This is a genomic window from Bradyrhizobium genomosp. I (2014) (assembly GCF_000261685.1).
In the GTDB taxonomy this organism is placed as follows: Bacteria; Pseudomonadota; Alphaproteobacteria; order Rhizobiales; family Xanthobacteraceae; genus Bradyrhizobium.
This window is the reverse complement of record NZ_AJQE01000222.1, coordinates 1-14,357: the sequence shown is the minus strand read 5'-3', so window position 1 is coordinate 14,357 and position 14,357 is coordinate 1. Positions and strand designations below refer to the sequence as shown.

Below are 14,357 nucleotides of genomic sequence, written 5' to 3'. Positions count from 1 at the left end.
GCCAATGCCCGTACCGCAACACGTCTTCGAGCCGCCGTTCAACATCATCCGCTCCAGCCATGTCGTGCTCGACGTGACTGACCTGAAGCTGAGCCGCGACTTCTACGAGACCACCGTCGGCCTGCATGTCGAGGACGCCGACGACGAGGTCGTTTACCTGCGCGCGGCGGAAGAGCACCAGCATCATTCGCTCGTCCTGCGCAAGGCGGCAGCGCCGGCCTGCGCGCGGCTCGGCTTCAAGGTCGGCAATGACAAGGATCTCGACAAGGCCGCCGCCTTTCTCTCCGAGAACGGCCTGGCGTACACCTTCGTCGACCAGCGCTTCCAGGGCCGCACGCTGCAATTCACCGATCCCTTCGGCTTCCAGATCGAGCTCTATGCCTCGATGGACCGGCGGCCGCATTTGCTGCGCCGCTACGACCTCTACAGGGGCTGCCATCCGCAACGGCTCGATCATTTCAACGTCTTCGCCGCCGAAGTGCAAGACACGATGGAATTCTACGCCCGGCTCGGATTCCGTCTCACCGAATATGCCGAGGAGGATGGCCCGAACGGGCGCATCGCCGCGGCCTGGATGCATCGCAAGGGCAACGTCCATGATTTCGCCATCACCAACGGCAAGGGTCCGCGCCTGCACCATTTCGCCTACTGGACGCCGACCGCGATGAACATCATCCATCTCTGCGACGTCATGGCCGCGCAGGGATACGTCAAGAACATCGAGCGCGGCCCCGGACGCCACGGCATCTCGAACGCGTTCTTCCTCTATGTGCGCGATCCTGACGGACACCGCCTCGAGCTCTACACCAGCGACTACTTCACGGGGGATCACGACCACGAACCGCTGCGCTGGTCGCTGCGCGATCCGCGCCGCCAGACGCTGTGGGGCGCGCCTGCCCCGCGCTCCTGGTTCGAGCAGGGCTCGCCGTTCACGGGCCAGGCCGTGCGCGAGCCGAAATTCGTCGCCGACGTGCTGGTGGCGGACTGATGCCGGTGACAGGCACAGCCTCTCTCCCCCGTCGTCCCTGCCTAGTGCGCAATTGCGCACGGGGAGCAGGGACCCATAACCACAGGGAGGAGTTTGGCGAAGTTTGGTCGTTCGGGATTGCCATCGCGCGCTATCGATAGATCACGCGGTATGGGTCCCTGCTTTCGCAGGGACGACAAGAGAGATAGATTGCCGATGAAGCTGCCTCGCCTCGCCACCTATTCCGTCAAAGGTGCAACCCGCTACGGCGCCGTCGTGGACGGCGGCCTCGTCGATCTCTCCGCACGTTACGGCAAGGACTATCCGACGCTGCGCGAGGTGATCGCCGCAGGCAAGCTCGTGAGCTTCGCCGAAGAGGCCGCCGGCCGCACGCCGGACCACGCGCTCAGCGAGATCACCTGGCTGCCGCCGGTGCCCGCGCCGGAAAAGATCATCTGCATCGGCGTCAACTATCCCGACCGCAATGCCGAGTACAAGGACGGCCAGGATGCGCCGAAATATCCGAGCATGTTCATGCGCTCGCCCCGCTCCTTCGTCGGCCACGACACGCCACTGGTGCGCCCGCGCGCGTCCGTGCAGCTCGACTATGAGGGCGAGATCGTGCTGGTGGTCGGCAAGCAAGGCCGGCACATTCCCGAGAGCGCCGCGCTCGACCACATTGCCGCGCTGACGCTCTGCAACGAGGGCTCGGTACGCGACTGGCTGCGCCACGCCAAGTTCAACGTCACCCAGGGCAAGAACTTCGACTCCAGCGGCAGCCTCGGCCCGTGGCTCGTCCCTTACACATCTGAATCACAGATCGCCGACATTCGTCTCACCACGCATGTCAACGGCGAACTCAGGCAGGACGATCGCACCAGCCGGCTGATGTTTCCGATCCGCTATCTCCTGAACTATATCTCGACCTTCGCAACCCTCGTCCCCGGCGATATCATCGTGACGGGCACGCCGACCGGCGCGGGTGCGCGGTTCGATCCACCGCGATACCTGAAGCCCGGCGACGTCGTCGAGGTCGCGGCCGAGGGCGTCGGACGCCTGCGCAACGGCGTCGTCGACGAAGCCTGAACAATCATCGAAGTGGAACAGCCAGAATGACCACCCTCACCGGCGGCGAAGCGATCGTAAGCGGGCTTGTTGCTCACGGCGTCGACACCGTGTTCGGCCTGCCCGGCGCGCAGGTCTACGGCCTGTTCGACGCCTTCCATCAGACGCAGCTCAAGGTGATCGGCGCGCGGCACGAGCAGGCCTGCGGCTACATGGCCTTCGGCTATGCGCGCTCCAGCGGCCGGCCCGGCGTTTTCAGCGTGGTGCCCGGCCCGGGCGTGCTCAATGCCAGCGCCGCTCTGCTCACTGCGTTCGGCTGCAACGAGCCGGTGCTGTGCGTCACCGGGCAGGTGCCGACGCAGTTTCTCGGCAAGGGCCGCGGCCATCTGCACGAGATGCCGGACCAGCTCGCGACCTTGCGCACCTATGTGAAATGGGCTGATAGAATCGAATATCCCGGCAACGCGCCGACGGTCGTGGCGCGCGCCTTCCAGGAGATGATGTCGGGACGGCGCGGCCCCGCCTCGGTCGAGATGCCCTGGGACGTCTTCACGCAGCGCGCCGATACGATGGCTGCTCAAGTGCTGGGGCCGCTTCCCGCGCCGCAGCCGGATCCGGACCTGATCAAGCGGGCGGCCGCGCTGATCAAGGCGAGCAAGGCGCCGATGATCTTCGTCGGCAGCGGCGCCATCGAAGCGGGCGAGGAGATCCTCGAACTCGCCGAGATGATCGATGCGCCCGTCGTTGCCTTCCGCAGCGGCCGCGGCATCGTCTCCAACGCGCATGAGCTCGGCCTGACCATGGCGGCGGCCTACAGACTGTGGCCGACAACCGACTTGATGATCGCAATCGGCACCCGCGCGGAGCTGCCGGCCTCGGGCTTTCGCTGGCCCTATCAGCCCAAGGGGCTGAGATCCATTCGGATCGATATCGACCCGGCCGAGATGCGCCGGATCATCTCCGATGCGGCCATTGTCGCCGATGCCAAAGCCGGCACGGCCGATCTCGTCGCGGCCGTGAAGAAGGTCGGCTACGCGAGGTCCCGTGGCCGGCGCGGAGACATCCGCGAGGCCACCGCGGCGGCGCAAGCGGAGATCCAGCGCGTCCAGCCGCAGATGGCCTATCTCAACATCCTGCGCGAGGTGCTGCCGGCGAATGCGATCGTGACGGATGAATTGTCGCAGGTCGGCTTCGCCTCCTGGTACGGCTTCCCGGTCTACGAGCCGCGCACCTTCATCACCTCGGGCTACCAGGGTACGCTCGGCTCGGGCTTTCCAACCGCCTTAGGCGCCAAGGTGGCGAACCCCGACAAGCCCGTGGTCGCCATCACCGGCGACGGCGGCTTCATGTTCGGCGTGCAGGAGCTGTCGACGGCCGTGCAGTTCAACATCGGCGTGGTAACGCTGGTGTTCAACAACAACGCCTACGGCAATGTCCGCCGCGACCAGCGCCAGCATTTCGACGGCCGCGTGGTGGCGTCCGATCTCGTCAATCCGGATTTCGTCAGGCTTGCGGAATCCTTCGGTGTTGCGGCCGCGCGCGTCACCGCGCCGGAGCAGTTCAAGGCGGTGCTGGAGAAGGCGCTGGCCTATGGCGGGCCATATCTGGTCTCGGTCGAGGTGCCCAGGGATTCGGAAGTGAGCCCCTGGGCGTTCATCCACCCGCCGAAGCCTTGAGCTCGACACCGCCCTGTAGCCGCGCAGCCGCGATCACCAGCAGGCCCGCGCCTGCGACCGACCAGCAGGCGACCGGCGCCCAGTGCAGCAGCGGCGCGTAGTCCGGCATCTTCTGCAGGCCGCCCGCGACCGCCGCCATCCGCGCGAAGGTGCCGAGGGCCAGCGCCGAGAAGACAAGGCCGGTGACCTTTCCTTCCGCCCCAGTCGAGCCGATCGCGAGCGCGGCCGACACCGCGCTCATCAGCATGCATCCCCACGCAGCGCCGGCGAGGAATTGGGCGACGATCAGCGTATTGAGGCTGCCGGCAAGCTCCGCCACGACAATCGCCACCGCACCGAACAGTCCGGCGGCGCCCAGCACGATCAGGCCGCCCCGGTGCTTGACGACAAGGCTCGCCGGAAACATCGCGATGTTGAAACCGATCCAGAACACCGGCATCAGCCATTGCAGCTCATCCGGCTTGGCGAAGCGCAGATAGAACGGTGCGCTGTTCATGGCGAAGTGCAGCTGGTAGCCGAGCGCCAGAGCCACCATCGCGACGATGAAGGCGATCGGGACGAGGCCCAGCGGCTTTGCCGCCTCGGCCGGCATCGGCCGCGCGGTGTCGCGCGCCACGTCATGCTCGATCCGTGACAGGCCCAGCGCCGTCAGCAGCAGCACCGCGCTCGATATCACGAATGGCAGCCGCGCATCGTGATCGCGCAGCACGACGCCGAGATAGGGCGAGACGGCGCCGGCGACGCCATAGCCCAGCATGGCCATCGCCGCGAGGAACGGCACCTGCGGCCGAGCACGGTATTTGCCGAGCAGGGTGAGCGGGGGTGCACGCAGGGCCGACGACGTGATTGACCAGACCACGATCAGCACGATGAACCAGACCTGCGCGCCGGCACCGATGCCGGCCACGAAGGGCAGCGCGACGAAGGCGGCACAAGAGATCGCCGCCAGCACACCGACGAACAGGCCGAGCCTGCCGACGACGGGCATGAGCTTGTCGGCCGCGATCCCCATCGCGGTATCGGCGATGGTGAAGATCGCCTGGTCCAGCATCAGGACAAGAATCACGGCCGCCGGCGCAAGGCCGACGTCCGCCGCGAGCTTCGGCAGGTAGATGACATAGGTCGTCCAGCCCAACGTGAACACGAGTTGCAGAACGGCCAAATAGAGCCCCGTGTGCGATGCGCTCGTGTGCGCGCCGGTCGATATCTGTGCAGTCGTCATGTCGTCGCCCCCTTCCCAGAATCTTAGACGACTGCGATGCCTCTTGGGAATGCCTCAGACCACCTTGCGGAAGGTCAGGTTGATGCGCCGCCGTCCGAGCAGCGCGTGCTCGCCATCGGCAAGCGGCGCCACGCCGTGATAGGCGAGCCTGCTAGGCCCGCCCCAGACGACGACGTCGCCATGCACCAGCCGGAAACGCCGCGGCCTGTCGCTGCGCGCCATGCCGCCAAACAGGAAGGTCGCGGGCAGGCCGAGCGACACCGAGACGATCGGCGCGGAATAGTCCAGCTCGTCCTTATCCTGGTGCAGCGACAGCCGCGTGCCGGGCTCGTAGCGGTTAACGAGGCAGGCATCGGGCGCAAAGCCTGTAAAACCACCCTGCTCCGCCGCGCGGCGGGCGAGATCGCAAAACACCGGCGGCATCGCCGGCCATGGTGCACCGGTGCGCGGATCGATGGGGTCATAGCGATAGCCGGTGTGATCGGTGATCCAGCCGCGCTCGCCGCAATTGGTCATCGCCACCGACATCAGATGGCCGCCGGGCGTGGTCATGCGGCGGAACGGCGATCGCGCCACGATGGCGCGCACCGCCTCGATCAGCTCGCTTTCGATGGCCCGGACGAATCCGCGCAGCAGCACGGCGCCGTCCGCGATCTCCTCGCGCGACGGCTGTGCTTCAGCAACACTATCGAACAAATCAGCCGTCAATGGCTCCGCTCATTTCGCGTCGTGAAAGATCACGCCCAGGGTGTGGCGTTGGCCGGACCTGATCCGGCTGACGCCATGGCGCAGATTAACGCGGTAGGTGCCGCGTGTCCCCTGCACCGGGCGGTGATGCACAGCGAAGGCGACCGCATCGCCCTGCGCGAGCGGCACCACCTCGGCGCGGGACTGCATGCGCGGGCGCTGCTCGGTCAGCACGAACTCGCCGCCGGTGAAATCGCGGCCGGGCTCGGACAAGAGGATCGCGACCTGGAGCGGGAACACGTGCTCGCCGTAGAGGTCCTGGTGCAGGCAATTGTAGTCGCCGGCCTCGTATTGCAGCAGCAGCGGTGTCGGCCGCGCCTGCCCCGCCTCGTGGCAGCGCTTCAGGAACGCCGCATGCGCTGTGGGATAGCGGATATCTATCCCCATCGCCTCGTTCCAGCGATTGGCGACGTCTTGAAGATGCGCGTACAGCGCCGGGCGGAGCTGTCCGATCAAATCGGGCAGCGGATAGGCGAAATACTTGTACTCGCCGCGGCCGAAGCCGTGGCGGCCCATGACGATGCGGCTGCGGAATTGCGCATCGTCCGAATAGAGCGCGGCGATGGCGCGGCACTGGTCTGGCGTCAGCAGGCCCTTGAGGATGGCGCAGCCGTGGCTGTCGAGCTCGGCGGTGATTTGTGGCCAGTCGAGGGTATCGACATGAGCTGTGAGGTCGGGAACGGCGGATTGGGCTGACTTTCGCGCGGTCATTGTCATAGCAATCACCTTTGCAGTCCGACGTCCGCCCCGCCACCCGATTTCCGATGACTATCTCCTCGTCATTGGGAGCGGAGAGAGCTCAGCCTCTTACCGGCAGCGTCAGCACGTCGTATCCATGCCTGATCCTGCGCTTCAGCACGGGATCCTCGAGCTCGAAGTCGAAGCGCTCCGCCGGGCGGATGCCACCCTTGGCGGCGAACGTGCCGCCGAACATGGCGCAGCCGTCGGGGAACTTGCCACCGTCAAAGCCGCGCGCGATGAGCTCGGTGACCGGCAGCATCGCGTCGAGCGTGCCTTCCTGGTAGAGCACGCGCTCGCCCTTGATGGTGGCGTAGGAGCGCAAAATCATCCTGTCCCAGTGGCCGATGACGTCCTCGAGCTCCCACAGCGTCGAAGCGATCGGCTTGTCGCACATCTGCTTGGAGACCGTGACGTTGTAGGCCTCGACCTTGCGGTCGGTATGATCCGAGCCGCAGCCGACGAAAATGCGGCCCTGCCAGCCGATCAGCACGAACTCGACCTCACCGGACGAATCTCCACCGGTGCATTCGATGCGGTCTTCCTGGGTCAGGCGCCGCGCCGAGCCGCGATAGTAGATCGGCGTCGAGGCCGGCGGGGCGATGCCCATCTCCTGCAGCTCGGCGATGTGCTTGTCGCGCGCGATCGTGTCGCGGCCGGTCCAGCCGGCGATGACCATCTGGTCGATCGCCAGCGTCAGCGGCGTGGTGGTGTCCTGGGCGTCGATGGTGAAAGTGAGGTCAAACACGAATGAAGGCCTCCATGCCGGCAGCAAGTTCGAAGATGCGACGGTCCGAGCCGCCTGCGCCCGCCAGCATCAGGCCGACCGGGACGTCGCCCGCACGATGCGAAGGGATCGAAATGGCACAGCCATCGATCATGTTGATCAGGGTGCAGTTGCGCAGCGCGCGCAAATTCTGGGAGGTGAACGCCTTGTCGTCGGCGAGATCGGCGATCTTCGGCGGCGTGTTGGCGGTGGTCGGCAGCACCAGCGCGTCATAGGGCGCGATACGCGCATTGACGCGGGCGATCAGCGAGCGACGCTCGTTGAGGAGATCGATGTAATCGGCCGCGCTCTGCGCCTCGCCGCGCATGATGCGCACGGCGACCCTGGGATCATAGACGTCGCCCTTGGCGGTGATGAGATAGCGGTGCCAAGCGTAGCTTTCGGAGGCGGCAAAGCCACCCTTGGCGTTCATCGGGCCGATGTCGTGGAATTCCGCCATCTCGATGCGCTCGATGATGGCGCCGTGATCGGCAAGCGTCTTCAAGGCACGCTCGAACGTCCTGGCCACGTCCGCATCGAGGTCGTCGAGCGCGATCGTGGTGGGCACCGCGAGCCGCATGCCCTGGATCGGCCGCGGCTTCAATGCGGCGATCGGCTCGCTCGCGAGCACGGCATCGAGTATGGCACAGCAGCTGACCGATCGTGCCAACGGGCCGATGCTATCGAGCGAGAACGAGAGCGGCACGGAGCCGTCGAGCGGAACGCGGCGCTGCGTCGGCTTGTAGCCGACAATGCCGTTGAAAGCCGCCGGAATCCGGCAGGAGCCGCCGGTGTCGGTGCCGAGCGCGCCATGCGCCATGCCGTCGAGCACGGACACCGCCGCGCCCGAGGACGAGCCCCCGGGCACGTGGCCTTCGGACCGGTTCCAGGCACCTTTCGGCGTGCCGTAATGCGGATTGATGCCGATGCCCGAATAGGCGAACTCGGTCATGTTGGTGCGACCGATCACGACGAAGCCGGCCCTGCGCAGCCGCGCCACCGTCGCGGCATCCTGCTCGGCAGGCGGCGAATCGTCGAGCGCGCGCGAGCCGGCGCGCGTCACCTGGCCCTTGATGTCGAACAGGTCCTTGATCGAGATCGGGATGCCGGCATAGCGCGACGGCGCCGCCTTCACCTTGCGCAAGCCGTCCATTGCATCGGCCGCCGCCAGCGCGGCGTCCTTGTCGACATGGATGAAGACGCGCTCGCCCTCGCCGGCGGGATCGGCGATCCTGGCGATGCATGCCTCGACCAGCTTGCGGGAAGTGGTGCGGCCGCTTTCGAGGTCTTCGGCGAGCTTCGCCAGTGTCGGAAAATCGGGCATGTCTGTCTCACGGAATATTGGCGCCGCAATCTATAGCGCGGCCTCGGTTCGACACAAGCATTGTGCGCATGATGGCATGCATGCGCATTGCTGGACCGTTGACGCATGATAGCCGATTGTCGCATCAAGATCGAAACAGGCGGGCGTGAAGCCCGTCTCTTGGGAGGAGCCGCCAATATGGCCGAACCGCAACGCGCGCGACCGAAACCGACGCCCGAGACCCAGCATTTCTGGGATGGCACGAAAGCGGGCGAATTGCGCCTGCAGCGCTGCGACGCCTGCGCGCATGTCTACTTTCCGCCGCGCCCGTTCTGCCCGTCCTGCGCCTCGCGCAAGGTCAGCATCTTCAAGGCGAGCGGCAAGGGCTTCCTCTACAGCTACGTGATCAACCATCGCCCCGCGGCGCCCGGCTTCACGCCGCCTTATGCGATCGCCGTGGTCGAGCTCGACGAGGGGCCGCGGATGATGAGCAACATCATCGACTGCCCGCAGACCCCGGAAGCGCTCGAGCTCGACATGAAGCTCGAGGTCGCCTTCGAGGCGCTCGACGACAAGATCACCCTCCCCGTGTTCCGTCCGGCGAAGGGGTAAGCCATGCGCAGGAACCAGGTTGCCGTCGTCGGCGCGGCCGAGACCACCGAGCTCGGTGTCATCCCCAACGCCTCGCAGCTCCAGCTGCACGCCGATGCGGCGCTCAATGCAATCGCAGATGCCGGCCTGAGGCTTTCCGACATCGACGGCTTTGCCACCGCGGTCGAGACGCCGCAGCAGGTCTGCCACTATCTCGGCATCAAGCCGACCTGGGTGGACGGCACCTCGGTCGGCGGCTGCTCGTTCATGCTCCATGTCCGCCATGCCGCGGCGGCGATCGAGGCCGGCCTGTGCAAGACCGTGCTGATCACTCATGCCGAGAGCGGCAAGTCGATGATCGGCAAATTGCCGCGCTCGACGCCGGCGGACAGCCTCAACGGCCAGTTCGAGGCGCCCTACGGCGTCTACGGTCCGCCCAGCATGTTCCCGATCCCCGTGCTGCGCTTCATGAAGACCTATGGCATCACGCATGAGCAGCTTGCTTCGGTGGCGGTGGTGCAGCGGGAATGGGCGGCGAAGAATCCGCGGGCGATGATGAAGGACCCGATCACGGTCGCTGATGTGCTCAACTCGCGCATGATCGCCTATCCGTTCCGCCTCCTGCAGTGCTGCCTCGTCACCGACGGCGGCGGTGCGCTGATCCTGACCTCGGCCGACCGCGCCAGGGATTTTCCGAGGAAGCCCGTCTACATCATGGGCACCGGGGAGAGCGTGGAAACGCCGATGGTCAGCCAGATGGAGACGTTCAACTCCTCGCGCGCGTTCAAGACCGCGGGGCCGCTGGCGTTCAAGGAGGCCGGCATCGCGCACAAGGACGTCGACCATCTCATGATCTACGATGCGTTTGCGCACCTGCCCCTGTTCGGGCTCGGCGATCTCGGCTTCATGTCCTATGAGGAGACCGGAAAATTCATCGCGGACGGCAACACGCGGCCCGGGGCCAAGCTTCCGCTCAACACCAATGGCGGCGGCCTCTCCTACATGCATTCGGGCATGTACGGCATGTACGCGCTGCAGGAGAGCGTGCGCCAGATGCGCGGGATTGCGCCGGCGCAGGTGCCGAACGCGAAGATTTCAGTGTGCCACGGGGTCGGCGGCATGTTCGCGGCATCAGGCACGATCGTGTTCACGAACGAGAGGTAGGGCGGCGCGCGGACGACATATGTTCGTCATTGCCGGGCTTGACCCGGCAATCCATCCTCTTCTGAAGATGGATGCGCGGGTCAAGCCCGCGCATGACGAGCTGAGTTAGCCGCGGCGGCAAAGGCAACAGGAGGCACCCCCATGAGCAAATCACTGCAGGACAAGGTCATCATCGTCACCGGCGCAGGCCGCGGCATCGGGCGCGAGATCGCGCTGCTCTGCGCGGGCGAAGGCGCCAAGGTCGTCGTCAACGATCCCGGCGGCGCCGCCGACGGCGCCGGCTCGAACGCGGCTCCGGCCGAGGAAGTGGTCGAGGAGATCAAGAAGCGCGGCGGCACGGCGGTCGCCAATTTCGAGTCGGTCGCGGAAGCGATCCCGGCGAGCAAGATCGTGAAGACCGCGACCGATCATTTCGGCCGGCTCGACGGCGTCGTCAACAATGCCGGCATCCTGCGCGACATGATCTTCCACAAGATGAGCGTGGAGGCGTTCGAGGCCGTCATCAAGGTGCATCTGATGGGCTCGTTCTATGTCAGCCACGCCGCCGCCCGCATCTTCCGCGAGCAGGAGTCTGGCTCCTTCGTGCACTTCACCTCGACCTCGGGCCTGATCGGCAATTTCGGCCAGGCCAACTATGCCGCCGCCAAGCTCGGCATCGTCGGGCTCTCCAAGTCGATCGCGCTCGACATGGGCCGCTTCAACGTCCGCTCCAACTGCGTCTCGCCGTTCGCCTGGACGCGCATGATCGGGACCATCCCGACCGAGACCGAGGCGGAGAAGGCGCGGGTCGAGAAGATCAAGCAGATGGGGCCGGAGAAGATCGCCCCGCTGTGCGGATATCTGCTCGGCGATTCCGCCAAGGACGTCACCGGGCAGATCTTCGGCGTGCGCATGAACGAGATCTTCCTGTTCAGCCAGAACCGCCCGATCCGCTCGGTGCAGCGGAGCGAAGGCTGGACGCCGCAATCGATCGCCGAACACGGCATGCCGGCGCTGAAGGGCTCGTTCTACAAGCTCGACCGCTCGGCCGACATCTTCACCTGGGATCCCGTCTAGCCGCATTTCCGGCATCCCTGCCCTGCGATCTCCGGTTGTCTCGGCCGGAGATTGCTCCGCTTTATGCCCGATTGCGGGCGAATGGTGCTCCTCCCAACAATCTTTGGGAGGAAACCATGACAAGAATGCTGACCAACTCCAACGACATCACTGTAAGTGGGCACGGCGGCCTCGGCCGCCGCACGTTTCTCAAGGGAGCAGCAACCGCCGCCGCGACCGCTCTGCTCGCCTCGCGCACTGAGGCCCGCGACTTCGGCGCCAATGCCGAGCCGCAGCGCTATCCCGACCCCGACATCGTCGTCATCGATCCCAAGCGCTTCAAGGCCAAGGTCGGTAACACCGCGATCAAGCGGCTCTACACCGGCTGCCTCTGGGCCGAGGGGCCGGCGTGGAATGCGCAGGGGCAATATCTCGTCTGGAGCGATATCCCGGCCAACCGGCAGCTCCGTTATCTCGACGACGACGGCCACATCTCCGAGCAGTTCCACAAGCCGTCGAACGAGGCCAACGGCAACTCGTTCGACACCGAGGGACGCCAGCTCACCGCCGAGCGCACCCGCCTCGTCCGCTACGAGCACGACGGCTCGGTGACGACTCTGGCCGAGCAGGCGGGCGGCAAGCCGCTCAACGGCCCGAACGACATGGTGGTGCACCCCAACGACAAGGCGATCTGGTTCACAGATCCCGGTTATGGTGCGATCAGCATCTACGAAGGCAAGCTCGCCAAGACCGGCTCGCTGCAGCCGCACCAGAAGGAAGCCGTCTATCGCCTGGACACCCAGACCGGACAGCTCGCGAAAGTCGCCGACGAGCCGTTCAAGCCGAACGGCATTGCCTTCAGCCACGACTACAAGAAGCTCTATGTCTGCGACACCGGCATCACGCATTACCCGCAGGCCGAGAACGTGGTGTGGTCCTACGACATCGACGGGGCGAAGCTGTCCAACCCCAAGAAGCTGATCGACATGAAGCTCGAGGGCAAGTCGGGCTTCCCCGACGGCTTGCGCGTCGACACTGAAGGCAACATCTGGGTCGGTGCCGGCTGGGTCGGTCCCGGCTATGACGGCGTGCAGGTGTTCGCAGCCAGCGACGGCGCGCGCATCGGGCAGATCCTCTTGCCCGAGACCTGCGCCAACGTCTGCTTCGGCGGCAAGAAGCGCAACCGCCTGTTCATGACCGCGAGCCAGTCGCTCTATGCGGTCTATGTGGAGACGCAAGGCGCGCATTTCTGTTGAAATTGGTGCCGTCATTCCGGGGCGGCTCGTAGAGCCGAACCCGGAATCTCGAGGTTCCGGGTTCGATGCTTCGCATCGCCCCGGAACGACGGGGTGGGGCTACCCCGTATTCCGCAACCCCGCCGAGATGCCGTTGATGGTCAGCTGAATCCCGCGCAGCACCTGCTCGTCCGGGTTCTGGGCGCGGTGCTCCTTCAAGAGCTCGACCTGCACATGGTTGAGCGGATCGAGATAGGGGAAGCGGTGGCGCACCGAGCGCTCCAGCAGCGGATTGCTCTGAAGCAACCGGTCCTGGCCCATGATGTCGAGCAGCGTCTCTATCGAGGCGTGCCATTCGCGGCGGATGCGGCCGAAGATCTTCTCGCGCAACGCTTCGTCCGGCACCAGTTCGGCATAGCGCGAGGCGATCGCGATCGAGCTCTTCGCCAGCACCATGTCCATGTTGGACAGGAGCATGCGGAAGAACGGCCATTCCTGATAGAGCTCTTTCAGGAACGGCATGCCCTTGTCGGGATGCTCCGCGATCCACTGCTCGACCGCGCTGCCGAAACCATACCAGCCCGGCAGCATCAGGCGGCATTGCGCCCAGGAGAACACCCAGGGGATGGCGCGAAGGTCCTCGATCGCGCGGGTCTTCTTGCGCGAGGCCGGGCGGCTGCCGATGTTCAGGGTCGCGATCTCGTTGATGACGGTGGAAGCCCAGAAATAATCGACGAAGCCGTCGGTCTCGTAGACGAGACCGCGATAGGCCTTGAAAGCGAGATTGGAAAGCTCGTCCATCGCGACCAGGTATTCGCGTTGCGGCGCGCTCCGGCGCGGATGCAGCAGGCTTGCCTCGAGCGTCGCCGCCGCGAGGATCTCCAGATTGTTGCGGCCAACTTCCGCGTTGGAATATTTCGACGAGATGATCTCGCCCTGCTCGGTGATACGGATCTGGCCGTTCACCGCGCCGCCGGGCTGGGCGATGATGGCGTCATAGCTCGGACCGCCGCCACGGCCGACCGAACCGCCGCGACCGTGGAACAGGCGCAACCGCACATGATGCCGTTCGAACACGTCGACGAGGCCGATCTCGGCCTTGTAGAGCTCCCAGCCCGAGGTGACGAAGCCGCCGTCCTTGTTGCTGTCGGAATAGCCGAGCATGACCTCCTGCACGCTGCCGCGGCTGTCGACCAGCCGGCGGTAATCGTGCAGCGACAGCATGCGATCCATGATGCCGGATGAAGCCTGCAGATCCTCGATGGTCTCGAACAGCGGCACGATGTTGATGGCGCTGCGTCCGGAGGGATGGACGAGGCCGACCTCCTTCAGGAGCACCGCGACCTCGAGCATGTCCGACATGCCCTTGCACATCGAGATGATGCATTGGGGGATGGCATCCGAGCCGAACTTCGCATGCGCTTCCGCGGCGGCATGGAAGACGTTGAGCTCGCCCATGGTCTCGTCGCTGTACTTGACGAACGGCGACACCAGCGCGCGCGTCGAGCGCAATTCGTTGGTGAGCAGCGAGATGCGCGCCTCCTCGCCGAGGGCGAGATAGGACATGCCGGGATTGGCGGCATCCATCAGCTCGGCGATGGTGCGCTCGTGCACGGCCGAGTTCTGGCGGATGTCGAGCCGCGCCAGATGGAAGCCGAAGCAGTCCACCGCGCGGCGGAGCAGCCGCAGCCGGCCGCGGGCGATGACGCGGGCATTGTTGGAGATCAGCGAACGGTGCAGCACGTCGAGATCGGCCAGCAGCTCCCTGACGCCTTCATAGGGCTTGCCCTTGCCGACCGGCCGCCGGGTGATCTCGACCTCGAGCTTTTCGGCCGTGGCGGTGAGCCG

The 14,357-nt window shown here is 65.6% G+C and carries 13 protein-coding genes; 7 read left to right on the top strand and 6 right to left on the bottom strand.

The annotated features are described in order from the left end of the window. The first annotated feature begins 4 nt into the window (after positions 1 to 4). The 3 genes from hpaD (at position 5) to IC50_RS21360 (ending at position 3,708) form a co-directional block, all read left to right on the top strand. Entirely contained in the window at positions 5 to 988 is a 984-nt protein-coding gene (gene hpaD / locus IC50_RS21370; protein WP_035709269.1) for a 3,4-dihydroxyphenylacetate 2,3-dioxygenase, read from the top strand. Between the two features lie 195 nt (positions 989 to 1,183). Continuing rightward, positions 1,184 to 2,053: a fumarylacetoacetate hydrolase family protein gene (locus IC50_RS21365; RefSeq protein WP_035709267.1), complete on the top strand. Its 870-nt coding sequence runs from the start codon at positions 1,184 to 1,186 to the stop codon at positions 2,051 to 2,053. Positions 2,054 to 2,079: 26 nt separating this feature from the next. After that, positions 2,080 to 3,708 (top strand): thiamine pyrophosphate-dependent enzyme, encoded by a 1,629-nt coding sequence (locus IC50_RS21360; protein ID WP_035709264.1) that lies wholly within the window; start codon positions 2,080 to 2,082, stop codon positions 3,706 to 3,708. Here the strand turns inward: IC50_RS21360 and IC50_RS21355 are convergent. From IC50_RS21355 to IC50_RS21335, 5 genes are all read right to left on the bottom strand, one after another. Beyond that, positions 3,686 to 4,930 carry an MFS transporter gene (locus IC50_RS21355; protein ID WP_035709261.1) on the bottom strand — a complete coding sequence of 415 codons (1,245 nt, stop codon included), beginning with the start codon at positions 4,928 to 4,930 and terminating at the stop codon, positions 3,686 to 3,688. The genes IC50_RS21360 and IC50_RS21355 overlap by 23 nt on opposite strands. Before the next feature lie 54 nt (positions 4,931 to 4,984). Then, positions 4,985 to 5,638 (bottom strand): DNA oxidative demethylase AlkB, encoded by a 654-nt coding sequence (gene alkB, locus IC50_RS21350; protein ID WP_035709258.1) that lies wholly within the window; start codon positions 5,636 to 5,638, stop codon positions 4,985 to 4,987. A 9-nt stretch (positions 5,639 to 5,647) separates the two neighbouring features. Further along, positions 5,648 to 6,394 carry a 2OG-Fe(II) oxygenase gene (locus tag IC50_RS21345; protein WP_035709255.1) on the bottom strand — a complete coding sequence of 249 codons (747 nt, stop codon included), beginning with the start codon at positions 6,392 to 6,394 and terminating at the stop codon, positions 5,648 to 5,650. An 82-nt stretch (positions 6,395 to 6,476) separates the two neighbouring features. Then, positions 6,477 to 7,163, bottom strand: coding sequence for a DUF2848 domain-containing protein (locus IC50_RS21340; RefSeq protein ID WP_035709252.1), 687 nt, complete (start codon positions 7,161 to 7,163; stop codon positions 6,477 to 6,479). Next, a complete protein-coding gene (locus IC50_RS21335; protein ID WP_035709249.1) occupies positions 7,156 to 8,505 on the bottom strand; it encodes an amidase in 1,350 nt (449 codons plus the stop codon). Before IC50_RS21335 ends, IC50_RS21340 begins: the two co-directional genes overlap by 8 nt. Positions 8,506 to 8,682: 177 nt before the next feature. On the opposite strand from IC50_RS21335, the gene IC50_RS21330 reads away from it, so the two are divergent. The 4 genes from IC50_RS21330 to IC50_RS21315 all read left to right on the top strand — a co-directional run bounded on the left by IC50_RS21330 (position 8,683) and on the right by IC50_RS21315 (position 12,530). Next, positions 8,683 to 9,096 (top strand): Zn-ribbon domain-containing OB-fold protein, encoded by a 414-nt coding sequence (locus IC50_RS21330; protein WP_015687523.1) that lies wholly within the window; start codon positions 8,683 to 8,685, stop codon positions 9,094 to 9,096. A 3-nt stretch (positions 9,097 to 9,099) separates the two neighbouring features. Next, a complete protein-coding gene (locus tag IC50_RS21325; RefSeq protein ID WP_035709246.1) occupies positions 9,100 to 10,239 on the top strand; it encodes a thiolase C-terminal domain-containing protein in 1,140 nt (379 codons plus the stop codon). Between the two features lie 141 nt (positions 10,240 to 10,380). Continuing rightward, entirely contained in the window at positions 10,381 to 11,295 is a 915-nt protein-coding gene (locus tag IC50_RS21320) for an SDR family NAD(P)-dependent oxidoreductase (RefSeq protein ID WP_035709243.1), read from the top strand. 116 nt (positions 11,296 to 11,411) lie between these two features. Beyond that, on the top strand, positions 11,412 to 12,530 hold the full coding sequence (locus IC50_RS21315; protein ID WP_035709240.1) for an SMP-30/gluconolactonase/LRE family protein: 1,119 nt from the start codon (positions 11,412 to 11,414) through the stop codon (positions 12,528 to 12,530). A 99-nt stretch (positions 12,531 to 12,629) separates the two neighbouring features. On the opposite strand, the gene ppc is transcribed toward IC50_RS21315, so the two are convergent. Beyond that, positions 12,630 to 14,357 (bottom strand): phosphoenolpyruvate carboxylase (gene ppc, locus IC50_RS21310; protein WP_035709238.1); only part of this gene is annotated, 1,728 nt, incomplete at its 5' end.